The 26,469-nt window shown below is 45.1% G+C and carries 23 protein-coding genes and 10 tRNA genes; 16 read left to right on the top strand and 17 right to left on the bottom strand.

Annotated elements, in window-relative coordinates; all coding sequences use genetic code 11:
• Positions 1-57: 57 nt before the first annotated feature.
• Positions 58-1,971: a biosynthetic arginine decarboxylase gene (gene speA, locus M0413_RS16710; protein ID WP_037417405.1), complete on the bottom strand. Its 1,914-nt coding sequence runs from the start codon at positions 1,969-1,971 to the stop codon at positions 58-60.
• 129 nt (positions 1,972-2,100) lie between these two features.
• Here speA and M0413_RS16705 point away from each other — a divergent pair, with 129 nt between their 5' ends.
• Complete coding sequence (locus M0413_RS16705) at positions 2,101-2,265, top strand: hypothetical protein (RefSeq protein ID WP_156143174.1); 165 nt, start codon at positions 2,101-2,103, stop codon at positions 2,263-2,265.
• 168 nt (positions 2,266-2,433) lie between these two features.
• On the opposite strand, the gene M0413_RS16700 is transcribed toward M0413_RS16705, so the two are convergent.
• Positions 2,434-2,586, bottom strand: coding sequence for a hypothetical protein (locus M0413_RS16700; RefSeq protein WP_011071981.1), 153 nt, complete (start codon positions 2,584-2,586; stop codon positions 2,434-2,436).
• A 476-nt stretch (positions 2,587-3,062) separates the two neighbouring features.
• Here M0413_RS16700 and M0413_RS16695 point away from each other — a divergent pair, with 476 nt between their 5' ends.
• The 5 genes from M0413_RS16695 (at position 3,063) to M0413_RS16675 (ending at position 7,229) form a co-directional block, all read left to right on the top strand.
• Positions 3,063-3,902 carry a CvfB family protein gene (locus M0413_RS16695; protein ID WP_099458061.1) on the top strand — a complete coding sequence of 280 codons (840 nt, stop codon included), beginning with the start codon at positions 3,063-3,065 and terminating at the stop codon, positions 3,900-3,902.
• A 166-nt stretch (positions 3,903-4,068) separates the two neighbouring features.
• On the top strand, positions 4,069-4,734 hold the full coding sequence (locus tag M0413_RS16690; protein WP_088585748.1) for a YceH family protein: 666 nt from the start codon (positions 4,069-4,071) through the stop codon (positions 4,732-4,734).
• A gap of 87 nt (positions 4,735-4,821) precedes the next feature.
• The gene (locus M0413_RS16685) at positions 4,822-5,652 is read left to right on the top strand and encodes an ABC transporter permease subunit (RefSeq protein WP_088585749.1); all 831 of its coding nucleotides are present in this window, start codon (positions 4,822-4,824) and stop codon (positions 5,650-5,652) included.
• Positions 5,649-6,557, top strand: coding sequence for an ABC transporter ATP-binding protein (locus M0413_RS16680; protein ID WP_088585750.1), 909 nt, complete (start codon positions 5,649-5,651; stop codon positions 6,555-6,557). The genes M0413_RS16685 and M0413_RS16680 overlap by 4 nt, the downstream gene beginning before the upstream one ends.
• 396 nt (positions 6,558-6,953) lie before the next feature.
• Positions 6,954-7,229: an HU family DNA-binding protein gene (locus M0413_RS16675; protein WP_037425710.1), complete on the top strand. Its 276-nt coding sequence runs from the start codon at positions 6,954-6,956 to the stop codon at positions 7,227-7,229.
• Between the two features lie 318 nt (positions 7,230-7,547).
• On the opposite strand, the gene M0413_RS16670 is transcribed toward M0413_RS16675, so the two are convergent.
• From M0413_RS16670 to M0413_RS16630, 9 genes are all read right to left on the bottom strand, one after another.
• A tRNA-Leu gene (locus M0413_RS16670) sits at positions 7,548-7,634 on the bottom strand.
• 129 nt (positions 7,635-7,763) lie between these two features.
• Positions 7,764-7,850, bottom strand: a tRNA-Leu gene (locus M0413_RS16665).
• A 48-nt stretch (positions 7,851-7,898) separates the two neighbouring features.
• A tRNA-Cys gene (locus tag M0413_RS16660) sits at positions 7,899-7,972 on the bottom strand.
• A gap of 20 nt (positions 7,973-7,992) precedes the next feature.
• Positions 7,993-8,068: transfer RNA gene (locus tag M0413_RS16655), tRNA-Gly, on the bottom strand.
• Between the two features lie 143 nt (positions 8,069-8,211).
• Positions 8,212-8,760: a CDP-diacylglycerol--glycerol-3-phosphate 3-phosphatidyltransferase gene (gene pgsA / locus M0413_RS16650; protein ID WP_037417386.1), complete on the bottom strand. Its 549-nt coding sequence runs from the start codon at positions 8,758-8,760 to the stop codon at positions 8,212-8,214.
• 47 nt (positions 8,761-8,807) lie between these two features.
• Entirely contained in the window at positions 8,808-10,637 is a 1,830-nt protein-coding gene (gene uvrC / locus M0413_RS16645; RefSeq protein WP_249554962.1) for an excinuclease ABC subunit UvrC, read from the bottom strand.
• A gap of 109 nt (positions 10,638-10,746) precedes the next feature.
• Positions 10,747-11,391 (bottom strand): UvrY/SirA/GacA family response regulator transcription factor, encoded by a 645-nt coding sequence (gene uvrY / locus M0413_RS16640; RefSeq protein WP_011622328.1) that lies wholly within the window; start codon positions 11,389-11,391, stop codon positions 10,747-10,749.
• A gap of 422 nt (positions 11,392-11,813) precedes the next feature.
• Positions 11,814-11,904: transfer RNA gene (locus M0413_RS16635), tRNA-Ser, on the bottom strand.
• Positions 11,905-12,378: 474 nt separating this feature from the next.
• A tRNA-Ser gene (locus M0413_RS16630) sits at positions 12,379-12,469 on the bottom strand.
• A gap of 221 nt (positions 12,470-12,690) precedes the next feature.
• Here M0413_RS16630 and M0413_RS16625 point away from each other — a divergent pair.
• Together M0413_RS16625 and fabA are read left to right on the top strand one after the other, a co-directional pair.
• A complete protein-coding gene (locus tag M0413_RS16625; protein WP_249554960.1) occupies positions 12,691-14,415 on the top strand; it encodes an AAA family ATPase in 1,725 nt (574 codons plus the stop codon).
• A gap of 73 nt (positions 14,416-14,488) precedes the next feature.
• On the top strand, positions 14,489-15,004 hold the full coding sequence (gene fabA, locus M0413_RS16620) for a bifunctional 3-hydroxydecanoyl-ACP dehydratase/trans-2-decenoyl-ACP isomerase (RefSeq protein ID WP_011071970.1): 516 nt from the start codon (positions 14,489-14,491) through the stop codon (positions 15,002-15,004).
• Between the two features lie 110 nt (positions 15,005-15,114).
• On the opposite strand, the gene rmf is transcribed toward fabA, so the two are convergent.
• The 5 genes from rmf to rlmKL form a co-directional block, all read right to left on the bottom strand.
• Positions 15,115-15,291, bottom strand: a complete 177-nt coding sequence (rmf, locus tag M0413_RS16615) for a ribosome modulation factor (protein WP_006082074.1) — start codon at positions 15,289-15,291, stop codon at positions 15,115-15,117.
• Positions 15,292-15,478: 187 nt separating this feature from the next.
• On the bottom strand, positions 15,479-17,311 hold the full coding sequence (locus M0413_RS16610) for a DUF3466 family protein (protein ID WP_249554958.1): 1,833 nt from the start codon (positions 17,309-17,311) through the stop codon (positions 15,479-15,481).
• Positions 17,312-17,339: 28 nt separating this feature from the next.
• The gene (locus tag M0413_RS16605) at positions 17,340-19,262 is read right to left on the bottom strand and encodes an ABC transporter ATP-binding protein (RefSeq protein WP_037417369.1); all 1,923 of its coding nucleotides are present in this window, start codon (positions 19,260-19,262) and stop codon (positions 17,340-17,342) included.
• A 1-nt stretch (position 19,263) separates the two neighbouring features.
• Complete coding sequence (locus M0413_RS16600) at positions 19,264-19,509, bottom strand: glutaredoxin family protein (protein ID WP_037417366.1); 246 nt, start codon at positions 19,507-19,509, stop codon at positions 19,264-19,266.
• A complete protein-coding gene (gene rlmKL / locus M0413_RS16595; RefSeq protein ID WP_249554956.1) occupies positions 19,496-21,631 on the bottom strand; it encodes a bifunctional 23S rRNA (guanine(2069)-N(7))-methyltransferase RlmK/23S rRNA (guanine(2445)-N(2))-methyltransferase RlmL in 2,136 nt (711 codons plus the stop codon). The genes M0413_RS16600 and rlmKL overlap by 14 nt, the downstream gene beginning before the upstream one ends.
• 257 nt (positions 21,632-21,888) lie before the next feature.
• Between rlmKL and M0413_RS16590 the strand changes: the two genes are divergently transcribed.
• The 8 genes from M0413_RS16590 to atcC all read left to right on the top strand — a co-directional run bounded on the left by M0413_RS16590 (position 21,889) and on the right by atcC (position 25,708).
• Positions 21,889-21,965: transfer RNA gene (locus tag M0413_RS16590), tRNA-Met, on the top strand.
• Between the two features lie 37 nt (positions 21,966-22,002).
• Positions 22,003-22,079 (top strand) — tRNA-Met (locus M0413_RS16585).
• Between the two features lie 146 nt (positions 22,080-22,225).
• Positions 22,226-22,302: transfer RNA gene (locus M0413_RS16580), tRNA-Met, on the top strand.
• 47 nt (positions 22,303-22,349) lie between these two features.
• Positions 22,350-22,426, top strand: a tRNA-Met gene (locus tag M0413_RS16575).
• 709 nt (positions 22,427-23,135) lie between these two features.
• Positions 23,136-23,420: a cold adaptation protein ActJcold adaptation protein ActJ gene (gene atcJ, locus M0413_RS16570; RefSeq protein ID WP_037417359.1), complete on the top strand. Its 285-nt coding sequence runs from the start codon at positions 23,136-23,138 to the stop codon at positions 23,418-23,420.
• 92 nt (positions 23,421-23,512) lie between these two features.
• Entirely contained in the window at positions 23,513-24,043 is a 531-nt protein-coding gene (gene atcA, locus M0413_RS16565) for a cold adaptation protein AtcA (protein WP_144345858.1), read from the top strand.
• A complete protein-coding gene (gene atcB, locus M0413_RS16560; RefSeq protein WP_023265328.1) occupies positions 24,043-24,801 on the top strand; it encodes a cold adaptation protein AtcB in 759 nt (252 codons plus the stop codon). The genes atcA and atcB overlap by 1 nt, the downstream gene beginning before the upstream one ends.
• Before the next feature lie 10 nt (positions 24,802-24,811).
• Positions 24,812-25,708, top strand: a complete 897-nt coding sequence (gene atcC, locus M0413_RS16555; protein WP_249554954.1) for a cold adaptation protein AtcC — start codon at positions 24,812-24,814, stop codon at positions 25,706-25,708.
• Between the two features lie 58 nt (positions 25,709-25,766).
• Here atcC and M0413_RS16550 read toward each other — a convergent pair whose 3' ends face one another.
• A complete protein-coding gene (locus M0413_RS16550; RefSeq protein WP_088585754.1) occupies positions 25,767-26,195 on the bottom strand; it encodes a DUF6678 family protein in 429 nt (142 codons plus the stop codon).
• Positions 26,196-26,469 lie beyond the last annotated feature (274 nt).

Below are 26,469 nucleotides of genomic sequence, written 5' to 3'. Positions count from 1 at the left end.
TAAAAAACAAAAGTCAGCCTAAGTGTCCCTAGGCTGACTTTTTTAACACACTCAATATTAAGAAAAATCTTCTAAATAAGTGTAACCTTTTAGGCCCACTTGTAATTCTTCTAAAATTTGTGCGCGTTCATCCTCAACAATATGCTGGTTGACTAACTCTTCGTAAGTCCGCATAAAGTCAACGGCATCTAAGTTAACATAGCGTAATACGTCAGCGACTGTGTCACCGGCAAGTACCGATTCAATATTGGTCATACCGTTTTCTTCAATGCTGACAACGGCCGAGTTAGTGTCGCCAAACAAGTTGTGCATATCCCCTAAAATCTCTTGATATGCCCCCACCATAAAGAAGCCGATTAAATACGGGCTTTCAGCACTCCACGCTGGTACTGGTAGCGTAGTTTCAATCCCTTGGCCGTCTACATATTGATCCACAATACCGTCGGAGTCACAGGTGATGTCCAGCATCACAGCGCGGCGCTCTGGCGCTTTGTCTAAACCAGACAATGGCAGCACAGGGAACACCTGATCGATACCCCAAGCATCCGGTAAGGATTGGAATAATGAGAAGTTAACGAAGAACTTATCGGCTAACTTTTCGTTTAACTCATCAATAATCGGTCTGTGGTAACGGTTTTTGGTGCTTAACAAACCTTGAACTTCATGGCATACGCGTAGGTTAGCCTGCTCAGCCCACGCACGTTCTGCCAAGCTTAATTGACCCAAGGCAAACAGCGATTGCGCTTCTTGCAGGTCACTTTGGCTATCATGATAAATCTCAATCAAGGCACGTTGATCGGCACGGCCACTCAGCTCAGTCCAAGATTGCCACATATTGTGCAGCAGCTGCGGCGATTCTTCCGCTGGCGGCTGGATATCTTCAACCTGATAAGCTTCTGTGCCAATCACATCGGTGATCAGTACCGCATGGTGCGCCGTTAAGTGACGGCCAGATTCTGAAATAATACGTGGCATAGGTTGCTCGTATTCATTACAGATATCGGTAAGCACGTTTACGATGTTGTTCGCGTATTCGCTTAAACCATAGTTCATTGAGTTATTACTTTGGCTACGAGTGCCGTCGTAATCTACCGCTAAACCACCGCCGACGTCGAAGCAGTTAATGCTGGCCCCTAACTCACGTAATTCACAGTAGAAACGCGCCGCTTCGCTCACACCTTGACGAATATCGCGGATATTGGCGATTTGCGAACCTAAGTGAAAGTGCAGTAATTGCAGCGAATCCAACATATCGCTTTGTTTTAACTGGTCAACTACAGTCAAAATCTGCGCCGCAGATAAACCAAACTTAGACTTTTCGCCACCGCTGGCTTGCCACTTGCCTTTTCCTTGGAATGCAAGGCGAGCACGTAACCCTAAGCGAGGTTTCACCCCTAAACGCTCAGACTCAGCTAGTACCATCTTAAGCTCAGACAGTTTTTCTAAAACGATATAGACCTTATGGCCTAACTTTTCACCAATTAAGGCTAAACGAATGTATTCGTTATCTTTGTAACCGTTACATACGATCACTGAACTGGCTTTTTGCGCCATGGCAAGTACGGCCATTAATTCAGGCTTACTGCCGGCTTCTAGGCCTAATTGTGGAACTTCTTTTGATGCTTGGCTCGCAAGGATCTCTTCTACCACAGTTTTTTGTTGGTTTACTTTAATGGGGTAAACCAGCAAATAGTCCGCCTGATACTCATATTTTTGTATCGCTTGGTCGAATGCTTGGCACAAACTGTTCACTCTGTGGTGCAGAATTTGCGGGAAACGAACTAATACAGGTAAAGCGACCCCTGCTTTAACCATGTCTTTTGCTAGCTCATTTAAGCCAATCTTGTGATCAGGATTCTTAGGATCCGGCGACACTGTCACCTCACCTTGGTCGCTGATCCCATAAAACCCTTGGCTCCAGTGGGTAACGTTGTACCCAGCACGAGCAGCATCAATAGACCAATCATTCATTTTTATTTAGCCCGTCTATAAAAAAATGGGTTAAACGGTCAGTGCAACATTGCAAGACCGCCCGTTCGACAAACCCAGGTAAACCATATAGTTACCTGACATACAGTTAGGATGAATTCACCCTAATTTGTGCAGCAAAATCAACCCAGCTTAGGCGACATTGATGCGATTTCCCTTAACGCAACCGGGATTAACCCGATACTCTTTTACCTTGGCGATAACAAGATGGTGTTTATATCCCCCTTTATCGCCATAGGTCTTTCACCCAATGGCATTAACCATAACGCGCTTTGAGGTTAAAAAACACTCAAAACCTTAAGCTAAAGCGTTGCGTCTCCGCTCAATATGACTCTCTCTAAAAACGAGGTGCCGATTAAGTGGATAAACAATAGGTAACACTAAGGATAAACATTAGGTATTAAGCGGCAAGGCATCACCAAGCACACCTAACACTAGGTGAGATTATTGTAACAGGGGACTGTTGGCTTCTTCGCGGCCAGAGTTGATACGGATTAACGTGAGATGTTTAAGGCTAGTATCGTCATAGGGAACAACGATTGAGCGCTGGCATTGAGATGCTTTTAGGCAAAGAGCAAAAAATGGATGCTTGTGCATTAGCTAAACAATTCCTCTTAACCCCATGTAACCATTATAAATTGTACGTTACACGGTGAATGACCTGTGAACCATAAAATCATTACAACTCACGTAATATTTGTCATGTCTGTAACGAGCGAAGTCGTTAAACGGCGCAATTAAACCGCGCAATGTCACAGAATGCAAGCAAGAATCTCATTTAATATTTTTCATTAAAATATAATAAACACCACATTAACAGAATGGTTGGTAACAAGTAGATTTATCTATTTTAAATTAATAGGTTAATCATCAACCTTACTCTACGTGCGTTCAATATTTTTTAATAGCCAATCAAGATAAATTGATAACATTTGCTCACATCAGCAATATTGTTTTATCTCAGCGCGGCTGTTCATTTTCGACTATCGACGCAAAAGCCGATCTGGAAGCTGCTGTTTACGGATAAAGCGGTTATAATCACCGCCGAATGACATCCTTAGATAGAGAGCTCCATGGTACAGATAGGAAAAACCTGCAAACTTGAGGTAGTAAAACAAGTCAGTTTTGGTGTGTATTTAAATGCCCACGAATTTGGCCAAGTGTTACTGCCCAACAAAGCCACCCCAAAAGACTGCCAAGTCGGTGACTGGCTAGAGGTATTTTTATATCTGGACTCCGAAGATATCGTTATTGCCACTACCCGCAAGCCTTTAGCGCAAGTAGGAGAATTTGCCTACTTAAAAGCCGTGGCCACTGGGCCTTTTGGCGCATTTTTAGATTGGGGATTGGATAAAGATCTATTGCTGCCCTTTGGCGAACAACACAAGCCGATTGAAGAAGGTCGCTCGTACCTTGTATATGTGCACGTTAATCGTGCTGATGAGCGTATTGTTGCGTCATCAAAAATCGATAAGTTCCTCGATAAAACTCCCGCCCAGTATGAAGTAGGTCAACAAGTTGACTTATTTATCGGTGGCACCACAGATTTAGGCTACAAAGCCATTATTAACCATGCCCATTGGGGTGTGATTTACCAAAACGAAGTGTTCCAAAAACTGCGTTTTGGTCAAAGGCTAAAAGGCTTTATCAAACAAGTCCGCCGCGATGGCAAAATTGATTTGGTATTGCAGCAAGGCAGTAAGCAAGAGCTTGATAAAAATGCGCACATTATCTTAGTAAAACTCAAGCAAGCGGGCGGATTCTTACCCCTAACGGATAAAACCGATGCCGAAGTGATTTACGAACAACTCGGTATGAGTAAAAAAGCCTTCAAAAAGAGCATCGGTGGCCTGTTTAAAGCGGGCAAGTTAAGTATCGACGATGATGGTTTACGCCTAACTGAAGCTGACTGATTGGGCTGAATAGTCAACCTCATACGGGACTTAGGACTCTCTTGTACTAAGGTTCGTGGTTTATTTGTCCAAATAGTCTGCCCAAACACTCAGTTTACCGACAAGCGCTAGGATCTTAAGCATGGCTCTGTTATAACAAAGTCATGCTTTTTTCTTTGGAGCTTATATGGAACTCACGTTACACGAAGCCAGAGTTATCGGATGCCTACTTGAAAAAGAAGTCACCACCCCAGAGCAATACCCTCTTTCACTCAATGCCCTGACCCTCGCCTGTAATCAAAAAACCAGCCGCGAACCTGTATTAGAACTCACTGAAGCGCAAGTACAAGCCGCCCTTGATTCATTGAACAAAAAGCGCTTAATCAGCGAGCAATCCGGCTTTGGTAGCCGAGTCGTCAAATATAAGCACAGATTCTGCAACACCGAATTTAGCGAGTTACAACTTTCCAGCGCGGCGGTAGCCATTGTTTGTTTACTGCTGCTTCGCGGCCCACAAACGCCCGGAGAGTTACGCACCCGTAGCAACAGACTGCATGATTTTAAAGACGTGCTCGAAGTGGAAGCCTGCATTAAGCAACTGATGGAGCGGGATAAACCCGTACTGGCTCAACTGCCGCGGGAGCCGGGTAAGCGTGAATGCCGTTATACTGAGCTATTCTCCCAAGGTGCTGAGCAAATTAGCGCAGCGTCATTCACCAATGCCACAAATGCAGATGCCCACCCGCTAAACGAGCAGGATAGACAACAACTGGAAGCGAGAGTCACACAGCTTGAAGAGCAAGTGGCAGAACTTAAAGATAAGTTAGAATCGCTTATCGCTTCTTTATCCTAACCGCGCCGCGGACGACTTTCGCAAGTAGTCACTCTTAATGATGACTAAGGTGAGAGTTTGTCCGCTCACTCACTGACGAGACAGCGAATGACACCAAATGCTCCCAGTACATTCAATAACATGCTTTTGATCGCTGGCTTTGAATGTCGCAAATTTCTATTTAACCTTCGCGGGATTATCGCCCTGTTCGCCTTTGCATTAGTGTGGGGCATGCTATTGCTCTACCCCATCCAAGGCGCTTCGACCCTATTAATGCAGCCCAATATTAAAGATCTGATCGACGGTCTCTTAGGCAGCCAAGCTCTCAACATGCTGTTTGACTGGCCCGTGGCGGAAATGGCTATCTTCTGGTGCTTTGCGCTGTATCTGTTTCCCATGTTCAGTATTTTGATTGCCGCCGATCAGTTCTCCTCAGACAAAACCCGCGGCACATTGCGCTTCTATACCCTAAGAACCAGCAAAGACAGCCTACTCTTCGGCCGCTTTTTGGGGCAAATCTTGATCCAAGGTCTACTGATCTTATTGACCATCCTTGCCACCATAGCGCTGGCACTTACTCGCGATATCGGCTTGTTATTACCCGCATTAACGTCGGGAGCCTTGGTCGGCATCAACTTGGTTATCGTGATTTTACCCTTTACCGCGGTCATGACTTTATTGTCCCTCTATGCCAACACGGCAAGGCAAGCCATGGTTCTGGCCACTATTTTGTGGACCGTCGTCTCTATAGCACTGCTGATATTGGGTAATGAATCGCGCTTATTTGAAGGTTTACAATGGATATTGCCGGGCGCTCAACTGTCGAACATGGTCAACACCAATGGACTCAATAGCTTTGCCTACGCACCAATTCCCCTACTACAAACCGCATTCGCCCTTTTCCTTGGCCGCGTTTATATCCAAAGGAGTCAACTATGATCCTCGTTCAATGCCAAGGACTGTCCAAACACTATGGCAGTAAAAAAGCGCTCAATAACGTTAACTTAACCCTCGAATCGGGAGCGCCCATCGCATTAGTTGGCCCTAACGGTGCAGGTAAAACTACACTGTTTAGCCTGCTCTGTGGCTACCTCACCCCAAGCGCAGGCTCGGTTCGTATTCTGGGAGAAGCACCCAATAGTCCAGCATTATTAGGGCAAATTACCGCCCTGCCACAGGATGCGACGCTCGATCCCAATTTAACTATTATCAGCCAGTTAAGCTTCTTTGCGCGTCTTCAAGGGATGGATAGCAAGCAGGCAAATCAAGAAGCACAGCGAGTGCTGAATTTAGTGGACTTAGCCGAGGTGGCGCAGCAAAAGCCACCGAGTCTAAGCCATGGAATGAGTAAACGTGTGGCGATTGCCCAAGCCTTAATCGGCTCGCCTAAGCTGGTGTTGTTAGATGAACCTACCGCAGGACTCGACCCTGCCAATGCGAAGAAAATCCGTGAACTCGTCAGAACGCTGTCGCCCACAACCACTTTTGTGATCAGCTCACACAACTTGGACGAACTCGAGAAGCTCTGTGACCAAGTGCTGTATCTAGATAAAGGTGAATTGGGCCAGTCGATTTCGATGCGCTCATCCAATAGCGGCAGTGATTATCTCACCCTCACCATGGAAAGCTGCGACAGTGAAGCGCTGATCCAAGCCGTAGGTCAAATAGCTGGTGTGGTGAATATCACCTCAAAACAAGCCCATGTATTTGTTATCCAATTGGATGACACGGCAAATCGTCATTATGAGTTTGAAACCGCCCTGCTCGCCCTATTTAAGGACCAGCATTGGCAATATAAGATGCTGCTGAAAGGACGCACATTGGAAGAAACGTTATTTTCTTAACTCCGCGACAAGTCCCTTATTATTCCTACGTTTAACTCCACCTCTAACAGCGCCCGCAAGGGCGCTTTGTGGCTAATGTTTTGTTTATACACTGCTGAAGCAATGGCATTTATTACACCATGTCAAACATCAAACAGTCGTAAATATCAGTGTTAAAAGGCTTTATCCTTTAACTTCTACTTTAGTTCTAAACGCTACAGGCCAACTTAGCCCCTAATGCTGCTTACCTAGTGCTGCTTATATGAGGCGTATTTACGTTTCAAAATAAAGGGTGAGTAATCACCGCTAACCAATAAAGCAGCAGTTAAGCCGCTTTGGTAAACCTAGACTTTCAATCTAATCTCGAGCTTGTTATAACTCCCCTTTCCTGCTCTTTCACTGAATTCAGAGGTTTCAATGAACAAAGCACAACTGATCCAACGTATCGCCACTTCGCTTGAACAGTCCCAGGCCAGCACTAAACCTGTTGTCGAACAGATCCTACAACAGATCCATATCGCCTTAAGCGAAGGTGAGAAAGTCTTCCTGCCGCAATTCGGTACCTTCGAGTTACGTTATCATTTACCTAAATCGGGTCGAAACCCGCAAACTGGCGAGACGATGGAGATTGCAGGCTTTAACCAGCCAAGCTTTAAGGCGGCGACAGCGCTAAAACAAGCGATAAATGAGTAGTATTGTGGATGTGTAAAATTGCCTCGTGAAAACCACGGGGCTTTTTTATGGGCAAGGTTAACGATATTACTTTGGCAATGAGCTTTAGAGATAAAACGAAGCCGCCATAGCTGAGTTTAACGTTATTAAGCTCAGTGTGGAGAAATAAGTAGACTATAAGATAGGACTAACGTCTGTAACAAAAGTGGCAAGCGCGAAGCCGTGGCTCTAGAGAATAAGATAGAAACGGCCCTTTAAACCAAATCCAAATAATCAAAGCTGTAGATGCAAAAAAGCCCCGACTAATGTCGAGGCTTATTTACTATTCACTGAGAATAATGGTACCCGAGGCCAGACTTGAACTGGCACGCTGTTACCAGCGAGGGATTTTAAATCCCTTGTGTCTACCGATTCCACCACTCGGGCAAACTCTGAATATCGTAAGCACTGCTATTGATATTGTTAACTCTTTGCTTCGCTCTTCTACTTATATTTCAATGTATAGGTAACGAAGTTTAACGCTTCAGCTCGTTTGAGCTGTCACCATTATAATAATGGTACCCGAGGCCAGACTTGAACTGGCACGCTGTTACCAGCGAGGGATTTTAAATCCCTTGTGTCTACCGATTCCACCACTCGGGCAAACTCTTTATATTAACGACGGGAATCATGTCATTAATATCTTAATTATGGAGGCGCGACCCGGAGTCGAACCGAGATCGACGGATTTGCAATCCGCAGCATAGCCATTCTGCCATCGCGCCATCTTTCCAATCATTTAGGTTGGAGCGACATATCGGGTTCGAACCGATGACCTATACCTTGGCAAGGTATCGCTCTACCAACTGAGCTAATGTCGCATCACGCAGAGTTAAGATTTTGTTTTCACTTCGTCTCTCGTCTACGGGGAGGCATTCTACCTATTTACGATGCAGTGTCAACCGCTGTTTTATCGATAACTTACTGCTTGCGCACTAAATAATCTCTTTGATCTTTTATTGTGCTATTCAGCCGTTAAATCTTTCCAGGCGGCTAAAATGTAACTCATCATTGACCAGAACGTTAATACGGCAGCGATATATAACAGCACAAATGCCGCGGTGATCATGAGTGGATTGTATTGCCAGATCAGGCCAATAATCGCCACCATCTGCGCCGCCGTTTTATATTTGCCGATCCAAGAAACCGCAACCGTGCCGCGTTTACCTAATTCAGCCATCCACTCCCGCAGGGCTGAAATCACAATTTCACGGCCAATCATAAACAGTGCTGGCAGTGTGAGCCAAATATCAGCGTATTGGTCAACTAATAATACGAGCGCGGTGATCACCATCAGTTTATCAGCGACGGGATCGAGGAAGGCGCCAAAACGGGTGAGTTGCTTGAGTTTACGCGCCGCATAACCGTCTAATGCATCCGTTAACGCCGCCAACCAAAACACAAATGCGGCAACAAAAGGCGTCCAGCTGTAAGGTAAATAAAACAACACCACAAAAATGGGCAGTAAAAAAAGCCTAAAAAGAGTTAATGCTATGGGTAAGTTAAACGGCATGATCAAACCAGTTAGTCAAAAGCAGCGCCAATCTTGCCTTAATTTTATCACCCTCGCAATGCATCATGAATGGTTTGTGCCATTTCTATGCTGATCCCAGGCACTTTCGCTAACTCGGCCACGCTCGCCCCCTTCACTTCTTGTAAACCGCCCAAATGTTGGAGTAACGCTTTACGGCGTTTAGGGCCTATGCCCGGAATGGTTTCAAGCGTTGAGGTGTTACGGGTTTTCTGACGGCGATTACGATGCCCAGTGATGGCAAAGCGGTGGGATTCATCGCGAATATGTTGAATAAGGTGCAATGCGGGTGAGTCATCCTCAAGGGAAAAGCTCGTTTCAGTGTCGCCAAAGATTAAGGTTTCAAGCCCAGGTTTACGGCTCTCTCCCTTTGCCACGCCAATAAGTTGCGGCGCTTTATCTAAATTAACGAACTTCTCATCGACAATTTGCTGCGCAATACGCAGCTGCCCTAGACCACCGTCGATAAATAAAATGTCAGGGATTTTGCCGCTGGCATCAATTTTATCAAATCGACGACTAATGGCTTGTTTCATCGCGGCATAATCATCGCCTGGCGTAATACCTTCAATATTATAACGACGATATTCGGCTTTATGCGGCCCTTCACGATTAAACACCACGCAGGAGGCGACAGTGCTCTCGCCCATAGTATGGCTGATATCGAAACACTCCATTCGCTGAATCGGCGCACTAAGTTCGAGGATTTCTTCCAACAAGACAAAACGCTGTTCAACAGTGTTTTTATGGGACAGGCGCGTCATCACCGCATTGGTGGCATTGGTCAGCGCAAGGCGCAAAAAACTCGCCCTGTCGGCGCGCACATTGGTTTTAATGCTGAATTTTTTATTCAACGCCTCAGAGACGGCCGCCTCTAACTCATGCAATTCTTCAAAGTGATGGCTTATCACCACCTCCTTAGGAATAGTGCGTTGAATATCGGCATTTAAATAAAACTGTAGCAGGAAGGAGCGTAAGACTTCTTCGATATCCGTTTGCGCGGGCACCGTTGGATAATAGCTGCGGCTACCAAAAATTTTACCTTCGCGGATAAATAGCAAGTGAAAACAGGCAATGCCCGAGGCATAGTGTACGCCGATAACATCCATATCGCCGGTATTACCCGAGACTTCTTGCTGCTCAGCTACCCGGCGCAGCGCCATAATTTGATCGCGAAAGCGCGCGGCTTGCTCATAGGCTTGCTGCTCAGCGGCCTCTTCCATCTTAGCCACGAGTTCACTGATAACTTGTTTATCTTTTCCCTTTAGGAACAAACTGGCAAGTTTAACCTGCTCATCATACTCCGCATTACTGACCTTGCCGACGCAAGGCGCACTACAACGGGATAACTGGTATTGCAGGCAGGGCCGAGTGCGGGATTTATAATAGAGATCATCACATTGGCGGATAGGAAACAGCTTTTGCATCAAGTGCAAACTTTCGCGCACCGCTCCGCCATTCGGATAAGGCCCAAAATAATGGCCCTTCTCCCGCTGCGGCCCGCGATGGTATGCGAGGCGTGGATGCTCGTGTTGGCTCAAGAAAATATAAGGGTATGACTTATCGTCCCGCAGTAACACATTGTATTTGGGCATGTACTGCTTGATATAGTCATTCTCAAGCAGCAGCGCATCTGTCTCGCTGTGGGTCAGCGTCACATCGATATGATGGATATGGGACACCAGCGCCTGAGTTTTCACATTGCCAAGTTTTTTACGGAAATAGGAAGATAAGCGCTTTTTAAGATCTTTGGCCTTCCCCACATAAATGACGTCACCTTTGACGTCATACATGCGATAAACCCCAGCAGAGGATGAGACCGTGCGTAAAAAACTCTGGGCGTTAAAACCTGTCGACATCGTTACACACCCACTCTTTTACTTACCATCTTCAAAACTGCTTGATAAATCGTTTTCAAACTCACAGCTAACACTTAATTAATGCTAGAACCATTGACATAAGCGGCCATTAGAAATGGCCAGCATCTAACATTTTATAGCGGATCGCTAAACGAGTCAGCTCCACATCACCACTGATCCCAAGCTTCGCAAACAAGCGGTAACGGTAACTGTTAACGGTTTTGGGGCTTAAGTTGAGCTGCTCAGAAATATCATTGACCTTTTCACCATTGGTGATCATCAACATAATTTGCAGCTCACGCTCAGACAAGGCTTTAAACGGATTCTCATCGGCCGGATTGAATTGGCTCAATGCCATTTGTTGGGCAATTTCAGGAGATAAATAGCGCTGCCCACGGGAAACCTGACGTATCGCTTGCAATACTTCAGGTGGCGTCGCACCTTTGGTTAAATAACCAGACGCGCCCGCCTGCATCACTTTACTGGGGAACGGATCTTCGGTGTGCACTGTTAGCACAATAATCTTAGCATGAGGTTGATAACGTAAAATCTTACGCGTCGCTTCGAGTCCGCCCATACCTGGCATATTCATGTCCATTAAGATGACGTCGGCTTCATTTTGTCTCGCCCACTGTACCGCGGTCTCACCATCGGGCGCTTCACCCACAACTTTGATCCCCCGCTCATCTTCTAAGATACGGCGGATCCCAGTTCTCACCAGCTCATGATCGTCAACTAAATATATCGATATCAACTTTATCCACCTTTAACCAATGCTGACTAAGAGAGTTTAGCCAAATCAGAATACCGCAACCGGAATATAGGTTATCAGGGTAATTTAGCCCAACAATGGCATTTCGCAAAGCATAAAATGAATATTGTTAACTAGATGATATTTAAAGAAACAACTTACTAATTAATGCAGTTTGAAATTAAGAGCTTGGTATAATGAAAGTATGAGTGGAGCTCAGGATTGGGCTAATTGATAAGCTGACGCAAAATATAGCAGGTTTAAAACGCTCATCGAAAATGAAGTCGTGTAAATGCAAAAAGCCGCTAATTGCTTAGCGGCTTTTTAGCCGACTATTGTGCTGGAGCAGCGCTTAGCATGAAGAGCCCGGGTGCAAATTGCATAAACAAAAAAGCCATCATTGCTGATGGCTTTTCCGTGAAATATGGCGGAGGAGCAGGGATTTGAACCCTGGGTGGGCTATAAACCCACGCCGGTTTTCAAGACCGGTGCATTAAACCACTCTGCCACCCCTCCGAACGAGCGAGATAATATACATCTCGCCCAAAGCTGTAAACTTAAATTTATTATTATTTGAATTGATTGGCGATTTGATATCCAGCTGGCGATGAAATCATCGCTTTCAGGGCGATTTTTGATCTGTTGCTATTTCTGCTCACTAAAAACCGGCATGACAACAACATTACCTAAGTCACTTTTGAATAGATTAAAGAATCGCGAGCACTTTTTTAAGGTTGCAGCTTCCTATGAAAAAGATGAAGTATAAATAGGGAGCGTAGGAGAAGGTTAATCCAAACCTTAAAAATCAACTTCTTCATATCAGAACATAATGATTATCAAGACAATCGCAGATACGCCTTTTGGCAATGTAATCAAACATCTCATACCATGGAACCAGATGCAAAAAGGCCGCTAATTGTTTAGCGGCCTTTTTGACTGACATGACATAAACAAAAAGGCCATCATTGCTGATGGCCTTTCCGTGAAATATGGCGGAGGAGCAGGGATTTGAACCCTGGGTGGGCTATAAACCCACGCCGGTTTTCAAGACCGGTGCATTAAACCACTCTGCCACCCCTCCGAACGCCGCAAATAATATAAGCATCATCGGTGCTTGTAAACAGCAATTTTTGAATATTGTGTCAAATGCTCATCTTATGTTCAGACGGATGAATTTTCAGGCGAATAGCCAACATATTTTCAGCAATATCTGGGTAAAGCAGCATAAAAACACCTATACAGTAAGAGACTTGCCCTCTCGGTATGGTAAAATCGCGGTAACTTTTCACGGTAAATGCTTATATGAATTCACTCTTGATACCTTCATCCTCACTCGCCCCTGAATTTAATCTTCCCGTCCTGTCGCAATTGCCAACAGGATATAAAGCGTTGCTTTTAGGTCAAGAGCGCGTATTGGATGCCTTTAAGTTACATAACGCCATTGCCGATCAACAACTGTATCTCGCAGATTTTCCTGGCATCGACAGACTATTAATGATCAAAGCATTAATGGAAACGCTTGAGCCATTGCCGGCAGCTTATCTGGTGGCAAAGCGCCCCGAAGACAAAACCATTCAATTCCATTGGCAATATGAAACGCCGCAAGGCTCAATTGCTGAAAAGCATGTCAGTTATCGCTATCTGAGTGGCAATATCCGCCGTTCAGACCTACTTGGCCGTATGGTGCAATCAGGTAATAGCAGTAAATATCAAGCGGGTGCATTGGCCGAATGCCATTATATATTTATCTGCGCTGAATCCCTGTGGAAACGAGAAGGCTTATGGGATTTGCTGCTGCAAATCCTGACACAGAAAGAGTATCAAATCAGTCACAACCTAAGCCCAATCCCATTAAATTGTAAAATTATTTTAATTGGCGCGGGTTTAATCTATAGCCAAATTAGGTCTGAAGATTGGCAATTTCAACGCCACTTTAACCTGTTGGCAGAACTGGCGGGTGAACTGGATTTGACCCGTTTTAAAGAAGCGCAATATGCCAGTTGGCTACAAACGGTGGCACAAAGTGTCGATGTCACATTAGAACAATCCAGTCTTGCGCCACTGTTTAGACACAGTGCTAGATTAACCGAGCATCAACGTCGCTTAAGTCTCTCAATGCTAGATTTGGCGCAGTTAATGGCGCAGGCAAAAGTCTATCGCGGTAAATCAACAATTAATGCAGCCAGCATTGAACGTGCGCTATCGCAAGCCAATTATCGCCATAACAGCTCTGAAGAATTTTCAAGCCAAAGTTTTGATGACAATTTCATAAATCTGCCAACTACGGGCGCTATGGTAGGACAAATTAATGGTCTTACGGTTATCGATGCGATTGATCACTGCTATGGTGAACCAGCACGGATCACCGCTACGGTACACTATGGTGACGGTGAAGTTGCAGATATTGAAAGAAAGTCAGAGCTGGGCGGTAATATCCATGCAAAGGGTATGATGATCCTTTCAGCCTGTTTATATCGTATCTTTGGTCGCGATGCGCCATTGCACCTAAATGCCAATATTGTATTTGAGCAATCCTATCAGGAGATCGATGGCGATAGCGCCTCGCTTGCAGAATATTGCTGCTTGATGTCAGCCATTGCAGAACAACCGATTATTCAGTCGCTGGCGATTACAGGCGCATTGGATCAATTTGGTAATGTGCAAGCTATCGGTGGTATTAATGAAAAAATTGAAGGCTTTTTTAATCTTTGTGAACGCCGAGGCTTAACCGGTGAGCAAGGTGTAATTATGCCCAAGTCAAATATATTACAGCTTAATCTACACCCCAAAGTGATTACAGCTGTAGGCAAAGGCTTGTTCCATATTTATGCCATTGAACATATGGATGAAGCGGTCGAGCTATTGATGCAGATGCCCGCTGGCGTTGCCGATGAAGATAATGACTTCCCAGCAGAATCCTTATATGGTCTAGTGCAACAACGATTAGACAAGCTAGCTGGTAACGGTGAAGAAGAAATAGGCTTAATGACGAGATTACTCGCAAAACTAGGATTTTTTCGACATTAATTAGCTGATCGGAGTTGTTTAGCTTACACGTGTTCGCTAATCTTGGCGCTCTTATTGCTGGAGTAGTAAAACAATGAATAAAGCAAACAGTTTCAACAAAGAAGAACTTATCGCCTGTGGCCATGGGAAATTATTTGGTCCAAACTCCCCTCGCCTCCCCGTAGACAACATGCTGATGATCGACAGGATCATCACCATCAATGACAACGGTGGTGAGTTTGGAAAAGGTGAAATTGTTGCCGAACTCGACATTAAGCCAGAATTATGGTTTTTTGACTGCCACTTTATCACTGACCCAGTTATGCCGGGTTGCTTAGGCTTAGATGCCATGTGGCAACTGGTTGGTTTTTACCTAGGCTGGGAAGGTGCAGAAGGCAAAGGTCGCGCTTTAGGTGTGGGTGAAGTGAAGTTTACAGGTCAAGTATTACCCGGCGCGAAAAAGGTCACTTATAAGCTCAATATCAAACGTACCATCCACCGTAAATTAGTAATGGGTATTGCAGATGCCATCCTTGAAGTAGATGGACGTCAAATTTACAGTGCAACCGACCTTAAAGTCGGTGTATTTAGCGATACTTCGACCTTCTAACCTGCTTTACCCGGCAATATTCAATAGAGACAAAAATGCCCTCATCTGAGGGCAATTATGCTGCATTACTCTGTTTGTTCTGGGCTATTTAATTAATGAGCAAAACGCCATTATTTATTAAATAGCCCATTAACTCGGCCATCCACACCTTCACGCCAACCACCTAACCACTGTGACCGCGAATCAAGATTTGCATAAGGACAGAGCTCCTTAGAGCGTCCACCAACACCAGCTTGGAATCCTTTTGAAAAAGCTCTGTCTAAACGATCTCGTTTTTGTCTTTTCATGCAAGCGTCCTCTGTTCTACGTGAAATAGAAGCAACAGCTTCACCCATAGGAATAGTGCTTTTCAGCGCCGAGATCAATCAAAAAATCGTTCATTTTATCGACTATTTATTAAACTATTGAGATCATGATTAAAAAAAATCGAGGCATTTTGCCTCGATTTTTTTAGTCTGAATTCAAGCTTAAAAACTAGCGAACCCGACGACGTAACCAAACTAAGGGTAAGGCTAATAACCACGCGAAAGATGCTGCACCTTTACGTTCATAATTCCCCGTATCAGTACTTTCATCTACGGTACATGCTTCACCGTTAGTGGTAGGTTTAAGCACAACCATACGTGGAATATACGCTGTCACAGGGTCACCATTACCGCTGAGTTCAAACAGAGGTAGGCCATTTTCACCAACAATAATGTTGCCATCTTTATCGAGTTGGTATGAAGGCTTGCGAATGAATGCAGTACCAACAATAGTACCCTCTTCATTTATACTGGCAGCTTCGACAATGAGAATATCACTGTTATAGCTTAATACCTTGCCTGTTCCATCCTTAACTTCAACCTTATGGCGAGCCCAATTACCATCAGCCCCCTTTTCAAAACCTTTAGATTCACAGGTCAGCAAATTATTGAGGTTATTGAATTCACCCGTTGATTTCTCATACAGGAAGCCTGCCTTAGGGCGTGGCTTTTCTTTATCATAGGTGGTCTCAATATAACCAACGACTTGATCTTTGTTATTGATATCTTTAGCTTTGCTAGATAGATCTGTGGTTGTCGCAGCAAAATCATTAGGCGTCACATAAGGTACATCTGGGGTATTAATATCAAAATAGAAGAATTTATCGCGTTGGTAGCCTTGGATATAACTACGATAGCTCCCCACAACAATTCCATTGTCGTTTGCATCGTAGGCAATAGAGCTCAAAATTGAGTCTCCCATTGGGATCCAATGGTATTGATATTTACCCTCTGCATCTTTGGTCCAATAGGCCGCATCTTGACGTAATCTATCGGTATTACCGTTACGGTAAACATGTGAGCGACCAGCCACCACTCCGTCGTTATTCACGCCTAATGCCTGTGCAGTAAATGTCAATGTATTGTCACTGGCGGGAGTTAATCCTAGCGGTAACTCAGTGCCAGTAGCAGTGCCATTATCTAATTGCCAAACATAAGCACGGGTTTGGTACTGGATGTTACGCGTGCCTTGAGCATTAGGATATTGCTCACGCTGAATACACACATCTAATGGCAAAGTGTTATCAGTACCTAAACAGTAAGCAACCCGATCACCACCATACTTGCTGATATTAGTGCTGGCATAACCCACCACTAAGTTATTATTGTTAACTGCCGTTGCCGCAGACCAACCACCGAGCTCTACAGTCTTATCATCCTTAACATATTGAGTATAAGGAGGTGGTAATGGGATCTCGATGTCACCCACTTTGGCAACACCACGGTACTCATAATCGCGATAATACCAATAGTCGGTTGCATTATCTGTGGTTGCAGTATTTTCTGTCTTCTTTTCAGGGGCAGTCATGCTGCCAACTTTCACACCCGCATCATTGATGCCGTAGTAAAAAGTATCAACTGAATTCACAACCGAAGAATCACTTGGTGGCGTGGTACCATTGATGCTGTCAAAGGTTGGCTTCCACGCACCAGTGGCACCATTTTGCGCAGCGATAAAGGCAAAGTTATTCGCAATAATGGCCGCTGTAATTGAATAGGTGATAGTTTCCTCTGAGGCAATACCATCTTCAACATCAATCACACCACCTTCAACATCGGATGTACTGAGTTTTTTCTTGCCTTTGGCGATACCGACCAGTTCATCGTTGCCATTAACACCTAAAGCGTAGCCATTACGCGTACCTTGGAGGGTGTCTGCAAGTGGTAGATCATAATTATCAATGTTAACAATTTCATAGACTGGTGCAGCATGGGCACTGTGCAATACGCCAAGGACACCTAAGGCAACCAAGGACAGGGCTTTATCCAACTTTAACTTCATTAATTCAATTCCCATTTTTATTATTGGTTTACTTCAGTGACTCAAGCTCTTCCCATCGCTCGAAGCAAACTTCCAATTGCTTTTCTTTATCCGCTAACAAGCTCAATACCTGATTGATTTTATCCTGCGTCTGACTATAAAAATCTGGGCTTGCCACTGTGGTTTGTAAATCGAGGATTTCGGCCTCTAATTTCTCCATCAACTCTGGCATTGCCTCTAACTCACGCTGTAATTTATAGGACAGTTTTTTTGCGGCTTTGGCAGGCTCAGCCACTTTAACCTCAGCGTTTTTTGCCGTCGCAGGAGCTTCGACCGTGTTTGCTTGACTAGGTTCCTCAGAATAAAACTTTGCACCTTGATCGATAGCATCCTGGTAACCGCCAACATACTCAGTCCAGTGACCATTACCAGCATACCACCAACTGCTTGTCACGGTATTATCGATAAACGCCCGGTCATGGCTGACCAGCAATAACGTGCCTTCATATTCAGTCAGCAGCGACTCTAGCAATTCTAGGGTCTCAATATCAAGATCGTTTGTTGGTTCGTCCAGAATGATAAGGTTTGCGGGACGAATGAGTAACTTCGCCAGTAATAAACGGTTTTTCTCTCCGCCTGATAGCGCCTTTACCGGCGTTCTGGCACGCATTGGTGAGAACAAGAAATCCTGCAAATAACTTAAAATATGGCGATCTTGACCATTGATAGTAATGGTCTTTTTACCCTCACCCACGTTATCTTCAACAGTTTGCTCAGGATCCAGTGCTTCACGGTATTGGTCAAAGTAGGCGATTTCGAGCTTAGTACCGACTTTCACTTCACCCGATTGAGGTTGTAACTTCTCAATCAATAATTTAATTAAGGTCGATTTACCACAGCCGTTGGGGCCGATAAGCGCAATACGATCACCACGCATCACTGTGGTATTGAAGTTTTTGACCAGATTTTTATCAGGTAAATTATAGTTTAAGTCCTTCACATCAAAGACCAATTTACCAGAACGCTCAGTATCGGCCACCGCCATTTTGGCATTACCCTGACGATTCAAGCGCTCACTGCGTTCTTGACGCAAGGCTTTTAACGCACGCACACGGCCTTCGTTACGGGTGCGACGCGCCTTAACACCTTGGCGGATCCAGACTTCTTCTTCGGCTAAGCGCTTATCAAATAATGCGTTTTTCTCAGCCTCGACCCGCAGCCATTCTTGTTTACCATCAAGATAGGCTTGATAATTACCGGGCCATGAAGTCACGACACCGCGATCTAAATCCACAATCCGCGTGGCCATGCGAGCAATAAAGCCCCTGTCGTGGCTGATAAACACGATGGCGCCTTGGAAATCCAGCAGGAATTTTTCGAGCCACTCAATAGTATCAATATCGAGGTGGTTGGTTGGCTCATCGAGTAGCAATAAATCTGGCGCGCTGACTAACGCACGGGCAAGTGCCACTTTACGTTGCCAACCCCCAGATAATTCACTTAAAGATTTATCGGGATCTAACCCCAAAAGCTCACAATTTTGATTGATCCGCGAGTCAAGTTGCCAACCATTATGGTGGTCTAACGTCTCCTGCAACTTTTGCATTTGATTGAGCATGCGCTCCATTTGCTCAGGCTCAGCAAAAGCGACATCGTGGGATAATTGATGGTATTGCTCTAGAGCTTCACCTACTTCTTTTAAACCTGCAGCAATGTAAGCGTAAACCGTACCCTGCTCAGCTTTAGGTGGATCTTGCTGTAACCGACTGACCGTGACGCTACCATCGATGTTAAATTCACCTTCATCGAGCAGCACATCGCCGGATAAAATCTTTAATAGACTCGACTTGCCTGCACCGTTACGGCCAACAATACAGACCCGCTCGCCGCGCTCAATAGTAAAATCAGCATGCTGTAATAGCGGGGTGTAACCATAGGCTAACGAGCCATTATTGATACGAACCAGACTCAAACTAAGCTCCTAAAAATTCTTGTAATTGCGTGGCATCAAAGGGCCAACTTAAATAACGCTCGTCCAGGGCTTTAACCACAGGAATCGACACGCCATAACGCTCTGCTAGGGTTTCATCATCGCAAATATCGATGGCCGTAAAAGGCACCTCGGCGGCATTTAATAATGCCGCCGCCAGTTCGCATAAATGGCAACCTTCGGTGTGATACAACACATAGCTTGCCTGCAATGCATTATTTATCTGCATGGGTAATTAACCAGGTGTTATGGATATGAGGATTACGTTTGTAATCCAGCGGCAACGTCATGTCGTCGATGTTTTGCACCTTAATTTTCATTTTGGTTAAAGTTTCAGTGTCCATCTTAAACTTGCGCTTATTGTTGGAGAACACCAATTCACCGTTTGGACTTAACAGCTTGATTAGCATACCGAGTAAATTCACATGATCACGTTGCACATCGAAAGAATCTTCCATGCGCTTGGAGTTGGAGAAGGTAGGCGGATCGATAAAAATTAAATCGTATTGTTCGTTACAATCGCGGATCCACTGCAAACAGTCAGCCTGAACAAATTCATATTGCTTGCCAGACAAATTATTAAGGGCAAAGTTCTCTTTCGCCCAAGCAAGGTATGTGTTTGACATATCAACCGTCGTGACCGACTTTGCGCCGCCTAATGCAGCATGCACTGAGGCAGAACCTGTGTAAGAGAACAAATTCAGTACCCGGCGGCCCTTAGATTTTTGCCCCACTAAACGGCGAGTTAATCGATGATCGAGGAACAGCCCAGTATCTAAATAACCCGTCAGGTTTAGCTTAAATTTAGCGCCATATTCAGTCGTGGTAAGCTCTAACTTACGTTCATCCAACTTTTGATATTGGTTAGTACCCTTTTGACGCTCGCGGGTCTTCATAATGATTTTGTGTGGATTAACGCCAATGGCCGCAGGCAAAGCCAGCAGCACATCACTTAAACGACGTTTAGTGACGGCCTCAGGAATACTGGCTGGTGCCATGTATTCTTGTACCACAACATAATCAAGATACTTATCGACTGCGACATTATATTCAGGAATGTCAGCATCATAGAGGCGATAACTATCAATCCCCTCTTTTTGGGCCCACTTCTCAAATTGCTTAGCGTTTTTCTTTATACGGTTAGCAAAAGCAGGCGCGATATCGGCAATATCGACACCCTCTGGCAACACTGGCGTATCGCGGCGAGTACTCTGTGCGTGAAGCGTGTATAAGTTAAAAGCGCACTCTAACGCACCGTTAAACATTTTCATCTGTTTATCGGCTTTGAGTTTCAATGCCGAGATAAGCTCGATATCGCTACACAGCATGGCCACTTTCCAGCCACCAAATTCTTTTTTGAATTTATCGCCTAATTGATAGTACAGCTGCAACAGCTCAGACACACTGCCTAAACGCTCCCCGTAAGGAGGGTTAGTGATGAGGTAACCTTCAGCGGCTGGCGGCTCAACATTCAGCGCATTCGCTACGTTAAACTCAATCAGTTCAAGTACGCCTGCATTTTGCGCGTTGCGTTTTGCTAACGCCACTAAGCGTGAGTCGATATCCGAGCCATAGAACTTCACTTCGCAGCGCTTTACTCCTAACGATGCACGCGCTTTAGCTTCTTCGACAATTTCGTGCCAAGTGGCCTTATCGTGACGACGCCAATGTTCGAAACCAAAACGGCTGCGTTGTAAACCTGGAGCAATATCGGCGGCCATCAAAGCCGCTTCAATCAACACTGTACCACTGCCGCAGAAGGGATCGAGTAAGGTAGTCGGCGCGGCTTTCCAGCCACTGCGAACTAGCATATTCGCCGCGAGATTTTCTTTTAAAGGCGCTTCACCCGTGGTTGAACGGTAACCACGTTGGTGCAGTGATGGGCCAGAAAAATTCATCGCAATGGTAATGACCCCATTGCGAAAATGGGCATCAACTTTAATGTCGGCATCGATACGGGCGACGTTTGGACGGGCATCACCGTCATCACGGAAACGGTCAACAATCGCATCTTTAATCTTTAGCGCACCAAACTGGGTATTGTTAATAAAACCACCCGTGCCATGGAAATCGATACTAAAGGTGTTTCGATTAGAGAAATGTGCTGACCAATCAATGCAGTAGGCTGCATTATATAATTGCTCCGCCGACTCACAGGGGCCCTTATAGATTACCAGTACAATACGGCTGGCTAAACGCGTCCACAGGGTAATGCGATAGGCTAAAGCCAGAGGCGCGGTAAAATAGACACCGGCTACACTTTCTTTAATCTCGGTCGCACCAAATTCTGTCAGTTCTTGGGCTAAGCTATATTCAAAGCCCTTAGGGGCGGCAGCAAAAAAATTAAGCATGGGATAATCAATACGCAGTCAAAATCAAACCGACATTATACCTGCGAAGCCACATAAAAGATAAACAGTTATTAGCCAAAACTCGATTTAGTCAGGTAGTTAATCCACATTTAACCCATTAAAATCCGATATCAAGGTCAATACTGGGTAAATTCCCCGCACTACGCTTTATATTTAAGCATTCGTCCGCTTTTTTAGAATTCCTCCTTGCAATGCCACAGCGCTGCCGTTATAGTCTGCCCCGCTTTGAAGACGGACGCGGGATGGAGCAGCATGGTAGCTCGTCGGGCTCATAACCCGAAGGTCGTTGGTTCAAATCCAGCTCCCGCAACCATTTAAAGCAAATATAAGTAATACAGATAGATATCGGACGCGGGATGGAGCAGCATGGTAGCTCGTCGGGCTCATAACCCGAAGGTCGTCGGTTCAAATCCGGCTCCCGCAACCAATTTAGATGTATACGTTTATAAAAAGAAACAGCTCGTCGGGCTCAACTCTTTATAAACAACGGCGAAGGTCGTCGGTTCAAATCCGGCTCCCGCAACAAATTCTAAGATGACAGAATTAAAACAGTTATCAGCAGCGTTACTCGGACGCGGGATGGAGCAGCATGGTAGCTCGTCGGGCTCATAACCCGAAGGTCGTCGGTTCAAATCCGGCTCCCGCAACCAATTCTAAGATGACAGAATTAAAACAGTGATCAACAGCGTTAATCGGACGCGGGATGGAGCAGCATGGTAGCTCGTCGGGCTCATAACCCGAAGGTCGTTGGTTCAAATCCAGCTCCCGCAACCAATTTAACAATGATAACGACCAGACCAGCATCAGCTGGTTTTTTGTGTACGAAATTTATCGTACTGAGTTTCACCATGCTAGCTCGTCGGGCTCAGCCCCTTATAAACAACAGGCGAAGGTCGTTGGTTCAAATCCGGCTCCCGCAACCAATTTAACAATGATAACGACCAGACCAGCATCAGCTGGTTTTTTTGTGTCCGAAATTTATCGTACTGAGTTTCACCATGCTAGCTTGTCGGGCTCAACCCTTTATAAACAACAGGCGAAGATCGTCGGTTCAAATCCAGCTCCCGCAACCAATTTAACAATGATAACGACCAGACCAGCATCAGCTGGTTTTTTTATGTCCGAAATTTATCGTACTGAGTTTGGCTTGATTTACTCGAATCGTTTATCGAATTAGTTTAGTTACATCCTGAAATGACTGATAAAAACGGAGGCATTAACTCGTAGAAAAATTGCAGTGTTAGCTGATATTTGTACCAACTTCGTCTTAGCCACTTATTGCCGATTGCCTTTGCGGTTGCCGATCTTCACAAACCCCAGTTTAGTATTCATTTTTCGCTCTAAATGCAGCCATAGTCGTTTGCCGCCCAACACGCATTTCTGCTATGATCCGTCGCTGACTAATCATAATTCCACAAATTGGCAGATAATCAGCACTCAAGCTTTATCTTGCGATACCAATCCATCGCCTGCAGGTACAAATATGATTAACCACTTTAGTGTGCTTGGTATCAAACCTAGCGCCAAAGAAGACGACATTAAAAAAGCCTATCGTCGGCTCTCAAACAAGTATCATCCTGATAAGTTGTTAGGTGCCTCTGATGACGAAAAAGAGCAAGCGTCACAGCAACTTGAACGCGTCAAAAAAGCGTATGAAGTCTTGTCCGATCCGAAGCTTAGAAATGCGTTTATCCGAGATTTCAACAATGTGATAGTGACCGACCCCAATGGCGCAATGCGTGAATTATGGGATCAGTTCTACCCTTAATATTTTATTTTTAGCGCCGAATTAACGAGCGGTTAAATCCGCACTTTCTACGCCGAATAAATTATTTCCGCGCTTTATTTCGAGACAAGCCCATGGCCAAAAAACTGAATATCTCACGCATTAATGAGCTTAAGACCAATGCCTACGACAATATCGAGTCCTATGATGACCCGGATACCCCCAAGGCACTGGAACAATTTACCAGTCAAATCAAAAAAGTATTACAAGCCGATCCTAAAATGCTCGAGTCGGTACCCGAGTATTTGCCGGTTGCACTGTATGGCCGAGTCAAATTTCCAAGTGATGCCAAGCTCAAATGGGCCCATTGGATCAATACGGCAACGCAACCTGAGTGGGATGAGTTTAAGGTCACAATCGGCTTTAACAATGCCGATTTGCCATTAGTGCTAGCGGTGCGTGCTTACTCAGAGGATTTACTGATTGAAAGCTGCGCAGTACTGTACTTATTGGAAAACCAAGGCAAAAGTACGCCAGCCCCTAAACGCAGCGCTGATGATTTTGAAGACGAAGACAGTGATTACGCCGACTATTCCGATGACGACGATGATGACGGCGAAGAGGAAGATGGCTACTACGATCAGTACGATGATGAGGACCGCTAATGAACACCAGTCTCATTGAGATAACCGTTGCCGAGATTAAAGAGCTCGCCGATGTCGAGCCAAAACAGGCCAGTAAACGTTTCGAACTCATCGCCACCACAATGAACGATGAGCAATTAGTCGAAGTCATTGAAAAAATGGATATTGTGACACTGACGCAAATCAACAGTCACCACGATATCTCCTGCCCGTCAATTATGTCGGAGCTGATGACACCTGAGCAAATTCGCGACATCGTCTGTCAGCAACCTTTGTATTGGGAAGAAAAAATCAAAAACAATGCCGAAGAACTCATTCAGCATACCTTTGATTTTTTAACTTATTTAATTCGTATTCAAGATAGCGAAGAAAAGCAAACCGCTATTTTAGAGTGCATTGCCGAAGATCCCGCCGGCCTCTTCTATCTGTCTATCCCTTTTATCGAGATGATGCTGGGCGAACGCCACGACGATGAAGACCACTTCAACGATTATTATGACGATGAAGAAGATACTGATACCGTCGGCTATGACAGCCGCGTCGCCAGCGAAGAAGCCCATAGCTTAAGCCTAGATGACCCACGTAGTCTGATGGCATTAATCCATGAGCTGGCACCCGATGTAGAAAAAGCCATTAAAAACCTGCTGCGTAACGAAAGCTCTGGCTGGGAAATGATCATTAACAAATTCGTTAATGAATTAGTTATCCAAGCCAAAGAGAAAAACCAAGTCACGGATGAATACGCAGAAGTGGATGATATGTTTAGCTTTTTAGATTAAGGATCCCTAGATGCAACTGGTACTGCGTGATTTAGACCAAGGCCCATACCTGAGTAAGGTGTTGGCCAAAGGCCAAGCAGACAACACCCTTAGCGGTGAGCAGCTCGCACAAATCAAATCTAAAGCCATTTTGATGAGCCTCAAATTGGCAGATAAGTTCTACAACAAGTACAAGATGCACTTACTGGAACAAGCGGCGCACGATGTGATTGGCGTCGTTAGTCTCGGGTTAATGGAACTATCGAATAAAGATCAACAACAGGCATTGCGTTTATTGCTCACCGCAGATGGTGTGGTCAAATGCTTCCAAAAGGGCTGGAGCATGCTTAGCGTGGTGAGCAAACATAAGCTGGTCAATGGCAAATCACTCTATGGTGATGTAGATAAATTTCTACTGGAACAAGTCTCTACGCCACCAGACGCCGAAGAGTGGCTTGGATATGAGGCCTATCAGGATGCATTAGTCGAGCACCAACGTCAGCAATCGATTGCGGCGCTCATAGCCCAATTTTATGCCCAAACCAGCTACGATCCTTTGGATTTCTTAAATCTAGAGAGCGTATTGGCCGAAGCCGTGCTGTATCGGATGTTGTTTGATAATGCCAAAGTCAGACAAGATTTGAAAAAGCGCATTGCCAAAATCAGCTTGCAGGACGAATGGTTTAGCCTTGAGTATATCGAGCAGCAAACCCAAAAAGCCTTGGCGGAACTCCCCGCGGAGCTGGCCGAGACTATCGGTAAAGATTTGGGGAAAAACTTTGCGCCAGCATTGCTGCGAACACTGCATTTTGCAAAAAGCTACCGTGAGCTGCTGCTCAATGACGCCTCACCTGAGCGTTTAGAAAGATTCGAGCATAAAGAAGGACTCGTCGGTCTACTCGGCTGGCCACTTTATATCGTGCTGTAATCCTTAGCGGGGCGCTAATCAATTAGCGCCCCGTTTTTTATCTGTCGTCTGAATTTGCTTACGCTTCCTTTATCGTCTCGCCACCAGCCGCAATAACAAATACAGGCATAGTTGCATCGGGGCGTAGATAGCCCCAAATCCTGATCCCTTGAGCTTCTTTACTGTAGGGAAGCCGATACTTATGCAGTTGCGCCTCAATATAATCTGTAAAATCCGTGGTCTTTTCCGGCAGCAATCTGCCGCGGTGCTCTCTGTTCAGCGGATCAATTTCAAGCCACTCAATCCTCTCGCAAATAGCGAGTAACTCGTCCCACCACACTGGCGTAAAACCTGGGGTTGGCCCTTCATCCTCCAGCAGCTTATAACGCACATGGGGCACAAACTCTGGTGCCTCATGGAGTGCCTGCTCAAGCTTACGCCATTTAGTAAGGTTCATCACTGAGGTTAATTGATACTGATTGAGGTACGCCAAGGTGTCTGCATTCATTGCGATGAGTGTGCTCCCTGTGAGTAAAAATCCATAAGTGGCGTCATCTTAGCTTAAGCGAGGATGTACTTACAGCGACTTAGCTTGAATTTCAAGCACGCTATAGTCCGTTAATATAGCCAGTTAATATAGTCAATTAAGTAAGTGATGAATTAAGTAAGTGTGTCCCGTCCTAAGATAGGTTGACAGTTTTTAGGCCAGCTCCAGTAGCTGGCCTTTTCTATTGTGCACCTGATTGGGCGTTGCCATATTTAAACTCAGATGCGGTCTCATA

It is taken from the genome of Shewanella sp. 8A (assembly GCF_023475945.1).
Taxonomy (GTDB): domain Bacteria; phylum Pseudomonadota; class Gammaproteobacteria; order Enterobacterales; family Shewanellaceae; genus Shewanella; species Shewanella xiamenensis.
The sequence above is the reverse complement of the archived record's forward strand: the minus strand, read 5'-3'. Positions and strand labels throughout refer to the sequence as shown.